Source organism: Corynebacterium humireducens NBRC 106098 = DSM 45392 (assembly GCF_000819445.1).
GTDB classification, from domain to species: Bacteria; Actinomycetota; Actinomycetes; order Mycobacteriales; family Mycobacteriaceae; genus Corynebacterium; species Corynebacterium humireducens.
This window is the reverse complement of the sequence record NZ_CP005286.1, coordinates 1466682-1484824: the sequence shown is the minus strand read 5'-3', so window position 1 is coordinate 1484824 and position 18143 is coordinate 1466682. Positions and strand designations below refer to the sequence as shown.

The window sequence follows — 18143 nt, the reverse complement described above, 5'->3', positions numbered from 1 at the left end:
ATGCTCAAGCCCGCCGACATCGTCGACATCGCCGAGGACCTGCTCTCGCGGCGTTTCGGAGGTACGCAGCAGCTGACCGACGTGACGCAGCTGAGCGGATCCGGCAGCGCGGTGGTACTCCGCGCACGTGTCGCATCGTCGCCGTTTCTGCAGCAGCGCTCCGTCATCCTCAAGTTCGTCCCCGAGACGGGCGACCGGCTGGATGACGCGGCCCTCGTCCGGGAGATCGTCTCCTACCAGTTCACCACCTCGCTGAGCGAGGAGGTGCGCCCCGGTCCGGTCCTGCTCGCCTACGACGTGACCCAGCGCATCATCGTGCTCACGGACTCCGGCGACGGCGACACCTTCGCCGATCTGCTGGAGCTCGAGGACCCGGAGCGTCGGGTCTCGATCCTGCGCAACCTGGGTACCGCTCTGGGGCGCATGCACGCGGGCACGGCGGAGCGGGAGCAGGACTTCAACATCCTGTTCACGCGTATGTTGCGGAATCACCCGGAGTCCTCGGAGATCCAGAAGCTCCGTGACGCCGCCCTCATCCAGTCCATCCAGATCGGTGAGGAGCTGCTGCGCAGCGCCGGCATCGAGATCCCGGACCTGGTGAGCCAGTTCGCCGCGGACGGCCGCAACCGTCTGCTCTCGGCGCACCACCGGGCGTTCACGCCCTTCGACCTGTCTCCGGACAACATCATCGTCTCCGAGACGACCCACTTCCTCGACTACGAGTGGGCCGGTTTCCGGGACGTGTCCTTCGACCTGGCGTGCGTCATCGCCGGGTTCCCCCAGTTCCTGTTCAGCCACCCGATCTCGGACGACGAGGCCGACGTCTTCGTCGACGCCTGGTCCCACGAGGTCGACCGTCTGTGGCCGAACGTGAAGAACGAGGCGCACCTGCACTCGCGCATCATGGCCGCCCTCCTGGGCTGGGCCCTGTCGAGTGTGGCGCTGCTGCACTTCGGCTCGATGTCGGCGGCCGTCGCCGTCCTGCACGAGGCGGAGGAGCAGGACCAGCACATCGACCCGAACACCGTCGAGGGTGTCACTGATCTGCTGCGCCCGGCCTCGCACGGCCCGTTCACGGCCGAGGAGATCGTCGTGCGCCGCGACATCTTCGAGACCTTCGAGGCGCTGGCCCGCTACGCCGCCCGCGGCACGGACCCGTCCTACGGCGTCATCGCCGCCTTCAGTCAGGGCATCGCCGACCGGGTCGCCGAGCCGGGGCTGCCGGTCCGCTAGGGGGGCCGGTGGGACAGGACGCGCTCTTCGGCGACGAGCCGGTGGCCGAGAGCCACGGCTCCGACTTCTTCCGCGTGGGCGACCATGCCCCGCTCGCGGCGCGGATGCGCCCGCGCACCCTCGACGAGGTCGCCGGGCAGGAGCACCTGCTCGGCCCCGGCCGCCCCCTGCGCCGCCTCATCGAGGGGGCGGGGGAGGCCTCTGTCATCCTCTACGGGCCGCCGGGCACGGGCAAGACGACGATCGCGTCGCTCATCTCGACGGCCACCGACCAGAACTTCGTCGGTCTCTCCGCGCTCACCTCGGGCGTGAAGCAGGTCCGCGAGGTCATCGACCGCGCCCGCCGCGACCTCATCCACGGGCAGCGCACGGTCCTGTTCATCGACGAGGTCCACCGTTTCTCCAAGACGCAGCAGGATGCGCTGCTCGCGGCCGTCGAGAACCGCACCGTCCTGCTCGTCGCCGCGACCACCGAGAATCCCTCCTTCTCCGTGGTCGCCCCGTTGTTGTCGCGCTCGCTGCTGCTGCAGCTGCAGCCGCTCGACGACGCCGCCGTGCGCGACGTCCTCACCCGCGCGCTGCACGACGAGCGGGGGCTCGCCGGTCGCGTGCGTATCGACGACGCCGCCTTCGAGCAGCTCGTCCTCCTCGCGGGCGGGGACGCCCGCCGTGCCCTGACGTACCTGGAGGCCGCCGCGGAGGCGGTGGCCGACGGGGCGTCGATAAGCACGGAGGTGATCCGTGACAACGTCAACCGAGCCGTGGTGCGCTACGACCGTGACGGGGACCAGCACTATGACGTGGTCAGTGCCTTCATCAAGTCGATCCGCGGCTCGGACGTCGACGCCGCGCTGCACTACCTGGCGCGCATGATCGAGGCGGGGGAGGACCCGCGGTTCATCGCCCGGCGGCTGGTGATCGCGGCGAGCGAGGAGATCGCCATGGCCGATCCCACCGCCCTGCAGACGGCGGTGGCGGCGGCGCAGGCCGTGGCGCTCATCGGTCTGCCCGAGGCGCGGCTCACCCTGGCGCAGGCGACGGTCCACCTGGCGACCGCCCCGAAGTCGAATGCCGTCTACGAGGCCATCAACCGGGCGCAGCAGGACGTCCGGGAGGGGCGGATCGGGCATGTGCCGCCGCATCTGCGGGACGGGCACTACGAGGGGGCGAAGAAGCTCGGTCACGCCGTGGGCTACGTGTACCCGCACGATGATCCGCGTGGGGTGGTCACGCAGCAGTACCTGCCGGAGGAGCTCGCGGACGCCGTCTACTACGAGCCGAAACCGCACGGCGCGGAGAAGCGCATCGCCGACTACATCGGGCGGCTGCGGCGCATTGTACGTGGCCGCTGAATTCTGTCTGTGAAAACCATAACTTTCCGTGGCAAGTCCATATAACATAGGAATATGAGGACATTACACAGAGATTCCCCGACCCAGGCGGTCGCCCGCAGCTGCAGCCGCTACCCGGACCTGACCACGCTCGCCACCCACTACATCGCCGAACTCCGGCGCATCTACCCCTCCGGGTCGGTGCGTCAGACAGAGGCCGCGCGCCAGTTCGCGCGGGAGGGTCCGGCCCTGGAGGGCTGGCGCGAGAATCCGTGGCTGCCACCGGGTATCCGGGAGAAGTACCGCAGCTGTGACCAGGGCTTCTGGATCCGCGTCCCCTGCGAGGACGTCGACGTCTTCCTCGCCCGCATGCGTTCCAAGCCGAGCCTCGGGAACAACTGCGACGGCAGCACTGAACTGGGCTTCCACCTGGAGGGGGAGCACCTCTACGTCGGGCAGCTCGGATTCATGGTGCGCCGCCCCTAAGGGCACCGGTCGCCTGTGCCCGGTGGGCGTGGCGGAGCTGCAGGCCCTCAGCCAGGGCTCTTCCGCTGTCTGGCGTACCCAGGGGGTAAAGTGGGGCCGTTGTAAGAACTGCCAACCCCTGGAAGGACCACGCCCGTGCAGACCCATGAGATCCGGGAGCGTTTCACCGACCACTTCGTCAAGGCCGGCCACGAGGCCGTGCCCAGCGCCTCGCTGATTCTCGAGGACCCGGACCTGCTGTTCGTCAACGCCGGCATGGTTCCGTTCAAGCCCTACTTCCTGGGTGAGCAGAACCCGCCCTTCAAGAACGGCACCGCCACCTCCATCCAGAAGTGCGTGCGCACCCTCGACATCGACGAGGTGGGAATCACCACCCGCCACAACACCTTCTTCCAGATGGCCGGCAACTTCTCCTTCGGCCAGTACTTCAAGGAGGGTGCCATCAAGCACGCCTGGGCGCTGCTGACCAACCCGGTGTCCGAGGGCGGCTACGGCCTCGACCCGGAGCGCCTGTGGGTCACCGTCTACCTCGACGACGACGAGGCCGCCGACATCTGGGAGAACGTCGTCGGCATCCCGGCGGAGCGCATCCAGCGCCTCGGCATGGCCGACAACTACTGGCACATGGGCGTGCCCGGCCCGTGCGGCCCCTGCTCCGAGATCTACTTCGACCGTGGCCCCGAGCACGGCGCCGAGGGCGGCCCGGCCGTCGACGACACCCGCTACCTGGAGATCTGGAACCTGGTCTTCATGGAGAAGGAGCGCGGCAAGAGCACCGGCCCGGACACCTTCGAGATCATCGGCGACCTGCCGAAGAAGAACATCGACACCGGCATGGGCGTCGAGCGTGTCGCCTGCCTGCTGCAGGGCGTCGACAACGTCTACGAGACCGACCTCCTGCGCCCCGTCATCGACGCCGCCGAGGAGATCACCGGCGCGAAGTACGAGGGCGACGGCCCGGACGCCATCCGTTTCCGCGTCATCGCCGACCACTCCCGCACCGGCATGATGCTCATCCTCGACGGCGTCACCCCCTCCAACGAGGGCCGCGGCTACATCCTGCGTCGTCTGCTGCGCCGCATCATCCGCTCCGCCCGTCTGCTCGGCGCCACGGGTGAGACCATGGAGCGTTTCATGACCGTCATCATGGACACCATGACTCCGTCCTACCCGGAGATCGCCGAGAACCGCGAGCGCATCATCCGCACCGCGGTCACCGAGGAGCGCGCCTTCCTCAAGACCCTGGAGTCCGGCACCCACCGTTTCGACGAGGCCGCCTCCGCCATCAAGGAGCAGGGCATCACCCAGTTCTCCGGCGAGGACGCCTTCACCCTGCACGACACCTACGGCTTCCCCCTCGACCTCACCCTGGAGATGGCCGCCGAGGCCGGTCTGGAGGTCGACGTCGCCGGCTTCGAGGCCGCCATGAGCGAGCAGCGCGCCCGCGCCAAGGCCGACAACCTGGCCAAGAAGCACGGCCACGCCGACGTCTCCGTCTACCGTGAGTGGGTCGACAACAACCCGACCGAGTTCGTGGGCTTCTCCGACCTCACCGCCGACGCCACCGTCCTCGGCCTGGTCATCAACGGCCAGTCCGTCACCCAGGCCGTGGAGGGCGACGACGTCGAGGTCATCCTCGACGTCTCCCCGCTGTACGCCGAGTCCGGCGGCCAGACCGCCGACCGCGGCCGCCTGGTCTCCGAGGGCACGATCCTGGAGGTCAACGACGTCCAGAAGGTCGGCAAGAAGCTGTGGGTCCACAAGGCGAAGGTGACCGCCGGCGGCATCGAGCTCGGCCAGCGCGTCAGCGCCGAGGTCGACGAGGCATGGCGCCACGGCGCCCGCCAGGCCCACACCGGCACCCACCTCATCCACGCCGCACTGCGTGAGGTGCTCGGCCCCACCGCCGTGCAGGCCGGTTCCCTCAACCGCCCGGGCTACCTGCGCTTCGACTTCAACTACACCGAGCAGCTCACCCCGGAGCAGCTGGAGGAGATCTCGACCATCGCCAACCAGGCCGTTGACGCGGACTTCCCCGTCAACACCATCGAGACCACCCTCGACGAGGCCAAGAAGATGGGTGCCATGGCCCTGTTCGGCGAGAACTACGGCAACGACGTCCGCGTCGTCGAGATCGGCGGCCCGTTCTCCATCGAGCTGTGCGGTGGCACCCACACGGAGCACACCTCCCAGATCGGCCCCGTCGCCGTCCTCGGCGAGTCCTCCGTCGGTTCCGGCGCCCGCCGCATCGAGGCCTACTCCGGCATGGACTCCTTCCGTTACCTGTCCAAGGAGGCCGCCCTGGCCTCCGGCCTGGCCGCCTCCCTCAAGGCCCCCAGCGAGGAGCTGCCGGAGCGCATCGCCTCCCTCACCGAGAAGCTGCGTGCCGCCGAGAAGGAGATCGCCAACCTGCACCGTCAGCAGCTGGCCTCCCAGACCGGTGCGCTGCTCGACCAGGCCGTGGAGGCCGGGCAGTTCACCGTGCTCACCCACCGCCTGCCGGACGGCGTCTCCGGCGGTGACCTGCGCACCGTCGCCACCGACCTGCGCGGCCGCCTGGCGGGCAAGCCGGGCGTCGTGGTGCTCGCCTCGGCGGACGGCGGCAAGCTGCCGTTCATCGTCGGCGCCACCAAGGAGGCCATCGAGCTGGGCGTGAAGTCCGGTGAGCTGGTCAAGCTGCTGTCGGGCTACGTCGACGGCCGCGGCGGCGGCAAGCCGGACATGGCGCAGGGCTCCGGCTCGAACGCCGAGGGTCTCGACGCCGGTTTCCGCGCCGTGCGCGAGGAGCTCGCCGGCCTCTAGGTGGCCTGAGTATCCTGAATTCCGGTGTAGCGGCTGTGACCTTCCTGGGGGTAACCCCTGGGAAGGTCCTGAGACACGCCGGGGTTCATGTCATGTCATCGTTGGGAGGGCGGATACGTTTAAGGCGCACCACGCAACCACTCCACGAAAGGTCACCGTCACCACATGAAGGTCACCCCGGACACCCCCGGCGCCGACGATCCCGGCCCCGGACGCCGCATCGGTCTCGACGTGGGGACCGTGCGCATCGGCGTGGCCGCGTCCGACCGTGACGCCCGGCTGGCGATGCCCGTGGAGACCGTCGCCCGGGAGACCGGCTTCAAGGACCGCGACAAGGGGGACATCGACCGTCTCCTGGAGATCATCGACGAGTATGACGCCGTCGAGGTCGTCGTGGGTCTGCCCCGGACCCTCAAGGGGCACGGTTCGGTGAGCGTGAAGCATGCGAAGGAGATCGCCTTCCGCCTCCACCGCCGCCTGAGCAACGCGGGTCGGTCCATTCCCGTGCGGATGGCCGACGAGCGGCTGACCACCGTCGCCGCCACCGCCGCGCTCCGGGCCTCCGGTGTCTCGGAGAAGGACGGCCGTAAGGTCATCGATCAGGCGGCCGCAGTCGAGATCCTCCAGTCCTGGCTCGACGCGCGAGCTGCCGACAACCCACAGGAGCTGCATCCATGACCACTAGCACCCAGCAGCGCGGCCGCGGTGGCCGTCGCATGGACCCGAAGTACGTGAAGCGCCGCCAGCGTGGTCTAGCCGTGCTCATCGCCTCGCTGGTGCTGCTCATCGGCGCCGTCATCTACATCGGGGTGCAGATCTCCGGGGGCGGGGAGACCGTGGCCGACCGTGACTACCGGGGCAGCGGCAACGGCGTGTACCAGCTCGTCGAGATCCCCGAGGGGTCCTCGGTGTCGCAGCTGGGCCCGGAGCTGGAGGAGCGCGGCATCGTCAAGACCGACTCCGCCTTCCAGACCGCCGCCGCCAACAACCCCGACGCCGGCAACATCCAGCCGGGCTTCTACCGTCTGCAGGGGGAGATGTCCGCGGCCGCCGCGGTCCAGGCACTGCTGGACCCGGCCAACCGCGTGGAGCTCCTCGACATCCACGGTGGTTCCACCCTTCTCGACGTCACCGTGGTCGGCGGCAGCACCCGCCCCGGCATCTACTCCCAGATCTCCCGGGTGACCTGCACCGAGGGCTCCACCAACTGCATCTCCGCCGCCGAGCTGGAGCAGGTCGGCGCGAACGCCGACCTGGTCTCCCTGGGTGTGCCGGAGTGGGCCCGGGAGGCGGTCGCCGCCCGCGGCAACGACCCGAAGCGCCTCGAGGGGCTCATCGTCCCGGGCCAGTACGTGGTCAACCCGGAGCTGGACGCCGAGGGCATCATCACCGACCTCATCACCCGTTCGGCCCGCCAGTTCAACGACACCGGCATCGTCGAGCGTGCCCGCGCGCTCGAGCTGACCCCGTACGAGCTGCTCACGGCGGCGTCGCTGGTGGAGCGTGAGGCCCCGGCGGGTGACTTCGACAAGGTCGCCCGCGTGATCCTCAACCGCCTCGAGGAGCCGATGCGTCTCGAGTTCGACTCCACCGTCAACTACGGTCTGCCCGACGTCGAGGTCGCCACCACCGACGAGGACCGCGCCATGGTCACCCCGTGGAACACCTACGCGAAGGACGGTCTGCCGGAGACCCCGATCGCGGCGGCCTCCATGGAGGCGATCACCGCCATGGAGAACCCGGCGGAGGGCAACTGGCTCTTCTTCGTCACGGTCGACCAGGACGGCACGACGGTGTTCAACGACACCTTCGAGGAGCACCTCGCCGACGTGCAGCAGGCCCTGGAGTCCGGCGTCCTGGACACGAACCGATGAGCCACCCGCTGACCGCCCCCGACATCCGGTACCGCGCGGCGGTGCTCGGCTCGCCGATCGAGCACTCGCGTTCGCCGATCCTGCACAACGCCGGCTACGAGGATCTGGGGATGTCCGACTGGGACTACACCCGCATCGAGTGCACCGCCGAGGACCTGCCCCGCATCGTCGGGGAGGCCGACGAGACGTACCGGGGCTTCTCGGTGACCATGCCCGCCAAGTTCGCGGCCCTCGAGTTCGCCGACGAGGTCACCGACCGGGCGCGTCAGATCGGCTCCGCCAACACCCTCGTCCGCACGGAGGCGGGGTGGCGGGCCGACAACACCGACTGCGACGGCATCTCCGGGGCCCTCGACGAGCTGCTGGGGGAGCGCCTGGCGACCACCCGCCGCGCGCTCGTCATCGGCGGCGGCGGCACGGCCCGTCCCGCCCTCTGGGCGCTGGCGAACGCGGGGGTCGAGGACATCACGGTGATCAACCGTTCCGACCGCAGCGCCGAGCTGGCCCCCCTCCTGGAGCCTTTCGGCGTGGAGTTCCGTTTCCGGGGTTTCGACACCGACCTGCGGGCCGCCGCCGCGGATGCCGAGGTCATCGTCTCCACGGTGCCCTCCGCGGCCGTCGAGGGCCATGAGCAGGCGCTCGCGCACGCCCCGATCCTCGACGTCATCTACGAGCCCTGGCCCACCCCGCTGACGGTGGCGGCCGCCGCCAACGGGTACCTCACCGTCGGCGGGCACATCATGCTCGCCCACCAGGCCTACGGCCAGTTCGAGCAGTTCACCGGACGCCCCGCCCCGCGGGCCGCCATGCGCCGCGCGCTGGAGGCGTCCCTGCAGTAGTCTGCGGGGCGTGTGGATCCTCGGGGGAGCGGTCACGGTCATCGTCGGGTGGGCCGTGGCCCTGGTGCTTGTCGACGAACGCCACCACCGCCTGCCCGACCGGTACACCCTGCCCGCGGCCGGCGGGGCGCTGGCGGGTGCGCTGCTCACGGAACCGGCCGTGGCCCTCGGGGGAGTGGCCTGGGCCGCGTTCCACCTGCCCGGCCGGGGCATCGGCGGCGGGGACGTGAAACTCGCCCTCAGCCTCGGCACCCTGGCCGCCGCCGCAGGCGGCGTGGGGGCGGTGATCCTCGCGGTGCTGACGGCGTCGGCGGTGACGGTGGGACGGGGCGTCGTCACGCGGGCGGAGGTCGTGCCGCACGGGCCGTCCATGCTGGTGGGGGCACTGATCGCCGTGCTTTCGGGAGTCATGGCCGGTGTGACTTGCCACTCATGAGATACTGTCCGCATGCTTCGATGGACTACAGCAGGGGAATCCCACGGTCAGGCCCTGGTTGCCCTGCTTGAACACATGCCCGCCGGTGTCCCCGTGACCCGGGAAGAGATCTCCTGGCAGCTCGCCCGCCGTCGCCTCGGCTACGGCCGTGGCGCGCGCATGAAGTTCGAGGCCGATGAACTCACCCTGCTCACCGGCATCCGCCACGGCAAGACGCTCGGCAGCCCGATCGCGATCATGATCGGCAACACCGAGTGGCCCAAGTGGACGACCATCATGTCCGCCGACCCGCTCGACATGGAGGACGAGGAGGTCGCCGCCGCGATGACCTCCGGCCGGGGAGCCAAGCTCACCCGCCCGCGCCCGGGGCACGCCGACTTCGCCGGCATGATCAAGTACGACCACGACGAGGCCCGCCCGATCCTCGAGCGTTCCTCCGCCCGGGAGACCGCCGCCCGCGTCGCCGCCGCCACCGTCGCCCGCAACTTCCTGCGTGAGACCCTCGGCGTCGAGGTGCTCAGCCACGTCATCTCCATCGGCCGCTCCGAGGCCTACACCGGCCCCGAGCCGACCTTCGCCGACCTGGAGGCCATCGACGAGTCGCCGGTGCGCGCCTTCGACAAGGAGGCCGAGGCCTCCATGATCGCCGAGATCGAGGCCGCCAAGAAGGCCGGCGACACCCTCGGCGGCATCGTCGAGGTCGTGGTCGAGGGCCTGCCCATCGGCCTGGGTTCGCACATCTCGGGCGAGGACCGTCTCGACGCGCAGCTGGCCGCCGCCCTCATGGGCATCCAGGCGATCAAGGGCGTCGAGGTCGGCGACGGCTTCGAGGAGGCCCGCCGCCGCGGCAGCGAGGCACACGACGAGATGGTGCGCACCGGGGACGGCGTCGACCGCCTCAGCAACCGCGCCGGCGGACTCGAGGGCGGCATGACCAACGGCCAGACCCTCCGCGTCCGCGCCGCGATGAAGCCGATCTCCACCGTGCCGCGCGCGCTGAAGACCGTCGACATGGCCGACGGCTCCGCCGCGACCGGCATCCACCAGCGTTCCGACGTCTGCGCCGTCCCGGCCGCCGGCGTCGTCGCCGAGGCCATGGTGACCCTCGTGCTCGCCCGTGCCGTCCTGCAGAAGTTCGGCGGTGACTCCATCGCGGAGACCCGCCGCAACATCGAGGCGTACCAGGAGTACGTCGCCGAGCGACTGCGCTTCCAGGACGACGGGGAGGCCTAGGTGACCACCCCGGACCTCAGCGCCGCCGTCTGCCACGCCCGCCCCAAGGTCGTCCTCGTCGGCCCGCCCGGGGCCGGCAAGTCGACTATCGGGCGTCGCCTGGCACGCGCCCTGTCCCTCCCGCTGGTCGACTCCGACCAGCTCATCGAGGAGGAGACGGGCCACTCCTGCGGCGACGTCTTCAGCGACCTCGGCGAACCCGCCTTCCGCGAGCTGGAGGCCCGCCACGTCGCGGAGGCGCTGACCACCGGCGGCGTCGTGAGCCTCGGCGGGGGAGCGGTGCTCACCGACTCCACCCGCGAGCTGCTCGCCGGCCACTGCGTCGTGTGGATCGACGTCTCCGTCGAGGAGGGCGTGCGCCGCACCGCCCACGAGGCCACCCGTCCCGTCCTCGCCTCCGAGGACCCCGCCGCGCACTACCGCAACCTGCTGGAGCAGCGCGCACCGCTCTACCATGAGGTGGCGGACTTCCGGGTCCGCACCGACGGACGCACCCCGCAGCAGTCCGTCGCCGACATCCTCGGCTTCCTCGACACCCTGTAGACGCCCGCCGCAGTAAGGACTTCCCACGTGACGATCATCAAGGTCAACGGACCCGCCCCCTACGAGGTCACCATCGACCACGACCTCGACGCCGCCGTCGCCGACTGCGCCGCCGCCACCGGGGCCGCCAAGGTCATGGTCATCCACCAGCCGACCCTCGTGGCCCCCGCAGAGAAGCTCGGCGCGGCGCTCACGGGGCGGGGCCTGGAGACCGTCCTGGTCGAGGTACCCGACGCTGAGGAGGGCAAGTCCCTCGAGGTCGCCGGCGCCCTGTGGGACCGCCTGGGCGAGGAGACCTTCGGCCGCGGTGACGTCATCGTCGGCCTCGGCGGCGGCGCCGTCACCGACCTCGCCGGCTACGTCGCCGCGGCCTGGATGCGCGGCATCCGGGTGATCCAGGTGCCGACCACGCTGCTGGCCATGGTCGACGCCGCCGTCGGCGGCAAGACCGGCATCAACACCGCCGCCGGCAAGAACCTCGTCGGCGCGTTCCACGAGCCGACCGCCGTGTTCATCGACCTCGACCGCCTGGCCACCCTGCCGATGGACGAGCTCATCGCCGGTTCCGCGGAGATCATCAAGACCGGCTTCATCGCCGACCCGGTCATCCTCGAGCGCTACGAGCACGACCCCGTCGCCTGCCTGCGTGCCGACGGCCACCTCCCCGAACTCATCGCCCGCTCCGTGCAGGTCAAGGCGAATGTCGTGGGCCAGGACCTCAAGGAGTCCGGTCTGCGCGAGATCCTCAACTACGGCCACACCTTCGGCCACGCCGTCGAGCTGCGGGAGAACTACCGCTGGCGCCACGGCCACGCCGTCGCCGTCGGTATGATGTTCATCGCCCAGCTCTCCCATGCCCGGGGCCTCATCGACGCCGACCTGGTCGCCCGCCACGAGCGGATCCTGCAGGCCATCGGCCTGCCCACGACCTACCCGGCCGGCCACTTCGGGGACCTCTACGCCGCCATGACCCGCGACAAGAAGAACCGCGACGGCCACATCCGCTTCGTCGCGCTCACCGGCGTGGGGGAGACCACCCGCCTCGAGGGTCCCACGACGGAGGAACTCGAGTCCGCCTACGCCGCCGTCTCCGGGGAGTAGCGCCGTGCAGGTCCTGGTCCTCAACGGCCCCAACCTCAACCGGCTGGGGAAGCGGCAGCCGGAGGTCTACGGTTCGACGACGCTGGCCGACGTTGAGAAGCAGATCCGTGACCGCGCCGCCGTCCTCGGCGTCGACGTCGACTGCCGCCAGTCCAACCACGAGGGTGACCTCATCGACTGGGTGCACGAGGCTGCCGACGCCGGCTGGCCCGTGATCATCAACCCCGGCGGCTTCACCCACACCTCCGTCGCACTGCGCGACGCCCTGGCCGAGGTCGCCGACGGCGCCGGCTTCATCGAGGTGCACATCTCCAACGTGCACGCACGGGAGCCCTTCCGTCAGCACTCCTACCTCTCGGCGATCGCCCGGGGTGTCATCGCCGGACTCGGCACGCACGGTTACCTGCTCGCGCTGGAGGCCGTCGCGAAGCGCTAGTGTTGTGGGGAACGAAAACCACGACCTTGTAGGAGGGCCACATGGCATACGCGGACACCCGATTCCTCACCCGACGTCGCACGCTCTCGGCACGGCTGGCGGGCATGCGCATCGACGAGATGCTGGTGACCAACCTCAACCACGTCCGCTACCTCTCCGGGTTCTCCGGCTCCCAGGGCGCGCTCGTCCTGGCGAAGGACCTCACCGCCGAGATCTGCACCGACGGCCGCTACACCACGCAGATCGCGGAGGAGGTCCCGGACATCGAGGCCGTCATCGAGCGGCAGTCCGCCCTCGCCCTGCTGCGCCGCATCGAGGGGCCCCGCCGCGTCGGCTTCGAGGCCTCCCACGTCACCGTCGCCGAGCTGGAGCGCCTGCAGGAGGCCTGCAACGAGGACGTCACGCTCGTGCCGGTCACCGGCATCATCGAGGAGATCCGTCTCACCAAGGACAACACCGAGCGCCTGCGTCTCGTCGAGGTCGCGGAGCTCGCCTCCCAGGCCTTCGACGACCTCATCGCCGCCGGTGAGCTGGCCGTCGGCCGCAGCGAGCGGGACATCGCCGCCGACCTCGAGCACCGCATGCGCCGCCTCGGGGCGGAGCGCCCCAGCTTCGACACGATCGTCGCCTCCGGCCCGCACTCCGCGAAGCCGCACCACACCGCCGGGGACCGCATCCTGCGCCGCGGCGACCTGGTCATCCTCGACTTCGGCGCCCACTCCCGCGGCTTCAACTCCGACATGACCCGCACCGTCGTCATGGGGGAGGCCGACGACTTCGCCCGCGAGGTCTACGACGTCGTCCTCCGCGCCCAGCAGGCCGGCATCGATGCCGCCACCCCGGGCACCCGGCTCGTCGACGTCGATGCGGCAGCCCGCTCCGTCATCGAGGACGCCGGCTACGGCGAGTACTTCGTCCACTCGACCGGTCACGGCATCGGCCTCGAGGTGCACGAGGGCCCGTGGGCGGCGCAGACCGGTGAGGGGTCGCTGTCCGAGCACATGACGCTCACCATCGAACCGGGCATCTACGTCCCGGGCCGAGGTGGCGTGCGCATCGAGGACACGATCATCGTCACCCAGGGGCCGGCCCGCATCATCACCCCGGCCAGCAAGGAACTGCGCATCGTCTAGGGCCGTTGCCGCCGGTGGTGTAGTCTGATTAGGTCATTTAACCGGGACATCTTTTACGAGGGAGACACTTCGTGGCAACTACCGCCGATTTCAAGAACGGCCTTGTGCTCAAGGTCGACGGCAAGCTCCAGCAGATCGTCGAGTTCCAGCACGTGAAGCCGGGCAAGGGCCCCGCCTTCGTGCGCACCAAGCTCAGGGACGTCCTGACGGGCAAGAACGTCGACAAGACCTGGAACGCCGGCGTCAAGGTCGAGACCGCCACCGTCGACCGTCGTGACATGACCTACCTGTACAACGACGGCTCCTCCTACGTCGTCATGGACGACAAGAACTACGAGCAGGTCGAGCTGTCCGAGGACAAGTTCGGCGAGGCCGCCCAGTTCCTCCTGGAGAACATGCCGGTCCAGGTCTCCTTCCACGAGGGTGAGGCACTCTTCGCCGAGCTGCCGATCTCCGTCGACCTCGAGATCACCCACACCGAGCCGGGCCTGCAGGGCGACCGCTCCACCGGCGGCACCAAGCCGGCCACCCTCGAGTCCGGCGCCGAGATCCAGGTCCCGCTGTTCCTGGAGACAGGCAACGTCGTCAAGGTCGACACCCGCACGGGTGAGTACCTGTCCCGCGTCAACGCGTAGGTCACGGACTTGAGCGACACCAAGGACCAGCCCGCCGACCGCGTCGGCGAGGAGCGTGAGGGGGACGACCGTAACTGGCGTCGCCACGGTGCCCGTTACCGCGCGCGCCGACGCGCCGTCGACATCCTCTTCGAGGCGGAGGCCCGCGACATCGACCCCGTCGCCGTCGTCGAGGACCGCATCGAACTGGCACGCGTCGACGTGCACGGCGTCGCCCCCATCGCCTCCTACACCCGCGACATCGTCACCGGTGCCGCCGAGCAGCTGGACACGATCGACGAGACGATCGAGCGCTACCTCGCGGAGACGTGGGAGCTGAACCGCCTGCCCGCCGTCGACCGCGCCATCCTGCGCGTCGGCGTGTGGGAGATCCTCTTCAACCCCGAGGTCGACGGCGCCACCGCCGTCGTGGAGGGCGTCGAGCTGGCCAGCCAGTACGGCTCCGACGTCGCCGCACCGTACATCCACGCCGTGCTTGACGACGTCGTCCAGGCAGGCTCGGAGCTCAACCCCTTCGCGGATGACGGGGATTCTGAGGAGTCCGCCGAGTAGCCGTGGGCTGAATATCTATACCATCGTGGTATGGATCAGTTCACGATGGAAGAAGCCCTGTCCCACCGCGTCGGCCCCGGATTCCGGCTGGCTGACGTCGACCCCACCTCGACGCCCGGGTTCGAGTGGGACAAGGAGGACTGGGAACGCGAGTTCCACGAGCACGACGACGAGCTCGATGAGCTGCAGGAGAAGCTCTACGCCAACGGCCGCTCCGGGGTACCGGGCACCGGTGGCGTCCTGCTCGTCCTGCAGGGCATGGACACGGCCGGCAAGGGTGGTGTCATCCGCCACGTGTTCCGGGCCTTCGACCCGCAGGCCCTGAAGATCCGGGCCTTCGGGCCCCCGACCGCCGAGGAACGTCGGCACGATTTCCTGTGGCGCGTCCGCCCGCATGAGCCGGCCGTCGGGCAGATCGCGGTGTTCGACCGCTCCCACTACGAGGACGTGCTCATCCAGCGCGTGCGGCAGATGGCCCCGCCGGAGGAGATCGAGCGCCGCTACGACGCGATCGTCGACTTCGAGCGCGACATGGCGACCCGGAACGTGAAGATCATCAAGGTGATGCTGCACATCTCGAAGGACTTCCAGAAGGAGAATCTCCTCGAGCGTCTGGAGAATCCCGAGAAGCACTGGAAGTACAACCCGGGTGACCTCGACGAGCGCGAGCTGTGGGACGAGTACCAGCAGGCCTACGAGATCGCGATGAAGCGGACCAGCACTGACTTCGCCCCCTGGTACTGCATCCCGGGTGACCGGAAGAAGTACGCGCGCATGGCGGTGAAGTACCTCGTGCTGGATGCCCTGCGTTCGATGGACCTGACCTGGCCGCCGGCTGACTTCAACGTGGAGCTGGAGCTGGAGCGGGCGCAGAAGGCCTAGCCACCCCAGCCACCAACGCAAAGATGCCGCGAGGGGCTCCCGCCACCATGACGGGACGCCCCTCGCGGCATCTTCTGGTTGCCGGTCTACTGCTCGTCGGCGGCGTCGAGCTCCGCCTCGACCTGCTTGCGCAGTTCGGCGAGGTCATCGGCGGTGGCCTTGATGCCGTCGTGGGCGGTGAGCACGGCGTCGACGGCGCCGCGCACGGAGGCAGCCAGCTGCTCGTCGTTCATGCCGGCGGCGATGGGCACGTCACGCTCGGTGCGGACGATGAGGTTCTCCGCGCGGTCCACGATGGTGGCGCGTGCGCCGAAGGAGATCGAATTCACCTGGTTCGCGGCGAGGTAGAGGGTCGGGTCGGCGTCGTTGAGCGTCTGCTCCGTGACGACGTCCGCGCGCACGATGAACACCGAGCCCAGCACCGCGAAGGTGACCGGGATGTCGTTGAGGTTGGCGGCGGCGACGCCGGAGTCCTCGTCGCCGACCTTCTCCAGTTCGACGTCGAAACCGCGCATCGCCTCGATGAGGCGGTCGATGGTGACGGGGCTGAGGTTAGTCATTGTCGTGCTTCTCCTCCCAGGTGACCAGCTCCGGGAGCTGGGCCTCGACCCACTCGTAGGCGCGCAGGACGCCGTCGAGGGTGGACATGATGAACGCACCGATCTGGTTGCGGCTCAGACCGTGCTCGATGTTGATCTGGCGGAGGGCGCTGATGGTCAGGTGCCCGGCACCGGCGGAGTTCTCGAAGAAGCGCAGAGTCGGCATGTACTGGGTCTGGTTCCACTCGTTGACCAGACCGAGGACCTTCGGTGCCTCGTCCTTGGGCGCCTCACCGCGCCACATGGAGTCGCACACGAGCTGGTCGCCGTCGATGCTGATGGCGATGGCCGTGTTGATGAAACCGGTGCGCACGATGGTCGTCGGCGTCTCGCCGGCGGCCACGGGGGCGGACTCGAGGCGGTGCTGGAGCCCCTCGGCGTCGAGAAGCTCGGAGATCCGCTCCGGGGTGACCGGGGACACCGGGGTGTCGGGAATGGGTGATGTGGGTGCAGAAGTCACCCGTCCAACCCTAGCTGGTTCTCCCCCTCGGGGGCCTCGAGCTCGCGGACGGCGTCGAAAAGCGACTCGCCGCCCAACTCGTGGGCGAGCGTCCGGTCGAGGGTGGGGTAGCGGAACGTGTGGTCGGCGTCGAGAAGCATCTGGGGCCGGACGCGCTGGTTGGCCAGCGCCAGTTCCTGGGCGCCCTGGCGGCCGAGGATGATGGCGGGGCCGATGGAGGGGATCGGGATGAACGCGGGGCGGCGCAGCTCGGTGGACAGCGCGGCGGTGAGGTCCCGGTTGAGGGTCTCGGTGGGGGAGACGGCGTTGACGGGGCCGGACCAGGCGGGGTCGAGGACGCCGCGGGTGAGGATGTCGGTGGCGTCGTCGATGGAGATCCACGGGAACCAGATCTGGCCGTCGCCGAAGCTGCCGCCCAGGCCGGTGGAGAACAGGGCCTTGAGCACCGGGAGCATGCCGGAGCGGGCGGACATGATCGCGCCGAAACGGACGTTCATCACGCGCTTGCCGGCCTCCGCGGCGACCACGGTGGCGGCCTCCCACTCGGAGACGACGTCCGCCAGGAAGCCCTCGCCGCGCTCGGAGGTCTCGGTGAGGACCTCGTCGCCACGGTCGGCGCCGTAGTAGCCGACGGCGGAGGCCGCGATCATGGTGTGCACGGTGGGGGACCCGGCCACGAGGCGGGCGAGGCGGTTGGTGGGGGTGACGCGGGAATCGCGGATCGCCTGCTTGTGGGCGGCGCTGAAACGGCCGAAGATGGGCTCGCCGGCGAGGTGGACGAGCACGTCGACGCCGTCGAGGAGGTCCGGGGCGGGGGAGAAGGGCTCCCACAGACGCTGGTAGGGCTTCGGGTTGCGGCGCACCAGCTGGATGACGTGGTGGCCGGCGGTGCCCAGCTGCGCCATGAGGGCGCGTCCGACGAGGCCGCGGGAACCGGTGAGGGCGATGGTCAGCGGCTTCTCCGGCTGGAGGGCGGCGACGCGGTCGAGGAAGAGGAAGTCGTTGATCAGCTGCTGCTGCCGGTAGGCGAAGAAGGAGGTGATCGCGTTGGCCGGCAGACGGGTGGTGACGGTGTCGGTGACCAGGGTGCCGTCCTCGTGGTCGGCGAAGTCGTGGACGTGGCGCCAGTTGGCCAGGGTCTTCACGGGGGCGTTGATGCACACGTCGGTGAAGCGGTGGCCGCGGCGGTAGTTCGACAGGTCGTGCCGCGAGACCCACTTGAGGCCGGCCGGCAGACCGAAGATGGTGGTGCCGTCGGAGAGTTTGTCGGCCTGCTTCATGGGGATGAAGGGCAGGAACGGCGGCGTCAGTCGGACGAGGGCCCCCGGGCGGGTGTGCCACTCCCAGACCTGTTCGCGGGGTGCGGGAACGACGTGACTTGTGGTCAGGCTCACGGCGGGATGTCCTTCTCGTCGTCGGGGGCACGCCCATGGTGGGGGCGGCGGGTGATAGTATCGGCTGCAGTCTTCAAGCATAGACATCCATGGACCGTCAACGTCCCGGGATCGGCTCTGTACGTTCTCTGTACGTTGTTTGTCCGACATCCTTTAAGTTCCGCACAGAGAGGC

19 protein-coding genes are annotated in these 18143 nt (G+C 69.5%); 16 read left to right on the top strand and 3 right to left on the bottom strand.

From position 1 onward, the window contains the following. The 16 genes from B842_RS07390 to B842_RS07315 all read left to right on the top strand — a co-directional run bounded on the left by B842_RS07390 (position 1) and on the right by B842_RS07315 (position 15516). Positions 1–1233, top strand: coding sequence for a phosphotransferase family protein (locus B842_RS07390; protein ID WP_040085949.1), 1233 nt, complete (start codon positions 1–3; stop codon positions 1231–1233). A gap of 8 nt (positions 1234–1241) precedes the next feature. After that, the gene (locus B842_RS07385) at positions 1242–2585 is read left to right on the top strand and encodes a replication-associated recombination protein A (RefSeq protein WP_040085948.1); all 1344 of its coding nucleotides are present in this window, start codon (positions 1242–1244) and stop codon (positions 2583–2585) included. A 54-nt stretch (positions 2586–2639) separates the two neighbouring features. Continuing rightward, on the top strand, positions 2640–3050 hold the full coding sequence (locus tag B842_RS07380) for a hypothetical protein (protein WP_040085947.1): 411 nt from the start codon (positions 2640–2642) through the stop codon (positions 3048–3050). A gap of 135 nt (positions 3051–3185) precedes the next feature. Further along, positions 3186–5852 (top strand): alanine--tRNA ligase, encoded by a 2667-nt coding sequence (gene alaS, locus B842_RS07375; protein WP_040085946.1) that lies wholly within the window; start codon positions 3186–3188, stop codon positions 5850–5852. A gap of 165 nt (positions 5853–6017) precedes the next feature. Then, positions 6018–6530, top strand: a complete 513-nt coding sequence (gene ruvX, locus B842_RS07370; protein WP_040085945.1) for a Holliday junction resolvase RuvX — start codon at positions 6018–6020, stop codon at positions 6528–6530. After that, positions 6527–7726, top strand: coding sequence for an endolytic transglycosylase MltG (mltG, locus tag B842_RS07365; RefSeq protein WP_052437808.1), 1200 nt, complete (start codon positions 6527–6529; stop codon positions 7724–7726). The genes ruvX and mltG overlap by 4 nt, the downstream gene beginning before the upstream one ends. Next, positions 7723–8565 carry a shikimate dehydrogenase gene (locus B842_RS07360; protein ID WP_040085944.1) on the top strand — a complete coding sequence of 281 codons (843 nt, stop codon included), beginning with the start codon at positions 7723–7725 and terminating at the stop codon, positions 8563–8565. Before mltG ends, B842_RS07360 begins: the two co-directional genes overlap by 4 nt. 10 nt (positions 8566–8575) lie before the next feature. Further along, the gene (locus B842_RS07355; RefSeq protein WP_040085943.1) at positions 8576–9001 is read left to right on the top strand and encodes a prepilin peptidase; all 426 of its coding nucleotides are present in this window, start codon (positions 8576–8578) and stop codon (positions 8999–9001) included. Between the two features lie 12 nt (positions 9002–9013). Continuing rightward, on the top strand, positions 9014–10234 hold the full coding sequence (aroC, locus tag B842_RS07350; RefSeq protein ID WP_040085942.1) for a chorismate synthase: 1221 nt from the start codon (positions 9014–9016) through the stop codon (positions 10232–10234). Then, positions 10235–10777: a shikimate kinase gene (locus tag B842_RS07345; RefSeq protein WP_040085941.1), complete on the top strand. Its 543-nt coding sequence runs from the start codon at positions 10235–10237 to the stop codon at positions 10775–10777. Positions 10778–10804: 27 nt separating this feature from the next. Beyond that, on the top strand, positions 10805–11878 hold the full coding sequence (gene aroB, locus B842_RS07340) for a 3-dehydroquinate synthase (protein ID WP_040085940.1): 1074 nt from the start codon (positions 10805–10807) through the stop codon (positions 11876–11878). A 4-nt stretch (positions 11879–11882) separates the two neighbouring features. Continuing rightward, positions 11883–12314: a type II 3-dehydroquinate dehydratase gene (gene aroQ / locus B842_RS07335; RefSeq protein WP_040085939.1), complete on the top strand. Its 432-nt coding sequence runs from the start codon at positions 11883–11885 to the stop codon at positions 12312–12314. Between the two features lie 41 nt (positions 12315–12355). Beyond that, positions 12356–13447: an aminopeptidase P family protein gene (locus B842_RS07330; protein ID WP_040085938.1), complete on the top strand. Its 1092-nt coding sequence runs from the start codon at positions 12356–12358 to the stop codon at positions 13445–13447. Positions 13448–13518: 71 nt separating this feature from the next. Beyond that, complete coding sequence (efp, locus tag B842_RS07325; RefSeq protein ID WP_040085937.1) at positions 13519–14082, top strand: elongation factor P; 564 nt, start codon at positions 13519–13521, stop codon at positions 14080–14082. Positions 14083–14091: 9 nt separating this feature from the next. Further along, positions 14092–14634: a transcription antitermination factor NusB gene (gene nusB / locus B842_RS07320; RefSeq protein ID WP_052437807.1), complete on the top strand. Its 543-nt coding sequence runs from the start codon at positions 14092–14094 to the stop codon at positions 14632–14634. A gap of 30 nt (positions 14635–14664) precedes the next feature. Then, on the top strand, positions 14665–15516 hold the full coding sequence (locus B842_RS07315; protein ID WP_040085936.1) for a PPK2 family polyphosphate kinase: 852 nt from the start codon (positions 14665–14667) through the stop codon (positions 15514–15516). A gap of 86 nt (positions 15517–15602) precedes the next feature. Here the strand turns inward: B842_RS07315 and B842_RS07310 are convergent, their stop codons facing one another. Genes B842_RS07310 through B842_RS07300 form a run of 3 tightly spaced genes read right to left on the bottom strand, consistent with a single transcriptional unit; the run spans position 15603 to position 17969 of the window. Next, the gene (locus tag B842_RS07310; RefSeq protein ID WP_040085935.1) at positions 15603–16076 is read right to left on the bottom strand and encodes a YbjN domain-containing protein; all 474 of its coding nucleotides are present in this window, start codon (positions 16074–16076) and stop codon (positions 15603–15605) included. Further along, on the bottom strand, positions 16069–16575 hold the full coding sequence (locus B842_RS07305; protein ID WP_040085934.1) for a YbjN domain-containing protein: 507 nt from the start codon (positions 16573–16575) through the stop codon (positions 16069–16071). Before B842_RS07305 ends, B842_RS07310 begins: the two co-directional genes overlap by 8 nt. Next, on the bottom strand, positions 16572–17969 hold the full coding sequence (locus B842_RS07300; RefSeq protein WP_040085933.1) for a TIGR01777 family oxidoreductase: 1398 nt from the start codon (positions 17967–17969) through the stop codon (positions 16572–16574). Before B842_RS07300 ends, B842_RS07305 begins: the two co-directional genes overlap by 4 nt. Positions 17970–18143: the final 174 nt, after the last annotated feature.

Excerpts from the sequence above, each read along its gene's own strand:
- B842_RS07390 (WP_040085949.1), top strand. The coding sequence starts at position 1 with ATGCTCAAGCCCGCCGACATCGTCGACATCGCCGAGGACCTGCTCTCG.
- B842_RS07380 (WP_040085947.1), top strand. The coding sequence starts at position 2,640 with ATGAGGACATTACACAGAGATTCCCCGACCCAGGCGGTCGCCCGCAGC.
- ruvX (WP_040085945.1), top strand. The coding sequence starts at position 6,018 with ATGAAGGTCACCCCGGACACCCCCGGCGCCGACGATCCCGGCCCCGGA.
- mltG (WP_052437808.1), top strand. The coding sequence starts at position 6,527 with ATGACCACTAGCACCCAGCAGCGCGGCCGCGGTGGCCGTCGCATGGAC.
- B842_RS07360 (WP_040085944.1), top strand. The coding sequence starts at position 7,723 with ATGAGCCACCCGCTGACCGCCCCCGACATCCGGTACCGCGCGGCGGTG.
- aroC (WP_040085942.1), top strand. The coding sequence starts at position 9,014 with ATGCTTCGATGGACTACAGCAGGGGAATCCCACGGTCAGGCCCTGGTT.
- B842_RS07330 (WP_040085938.1), top strand. The coding sequence starts at position 12,356 with ATGGCATACGCGGACACCCGATTCCTCACCCGACGTCGCACGCTCTCG.
- B842_RS07315 (WP_040085936.1), top strand. The coding sequence starts at position 14,665 with ATGGATCAGTTCACGATGGAAGAAGCCCTGTCCCACCGCGTCGGCCCC.
- B842_RS07310 (WP_040085935.1), bottom strand. The coding sequence starts at position 16,076 with ATGACTAACCTCAGCCCCGTCACCATCGACCGCCTCATCGAGGCGATG.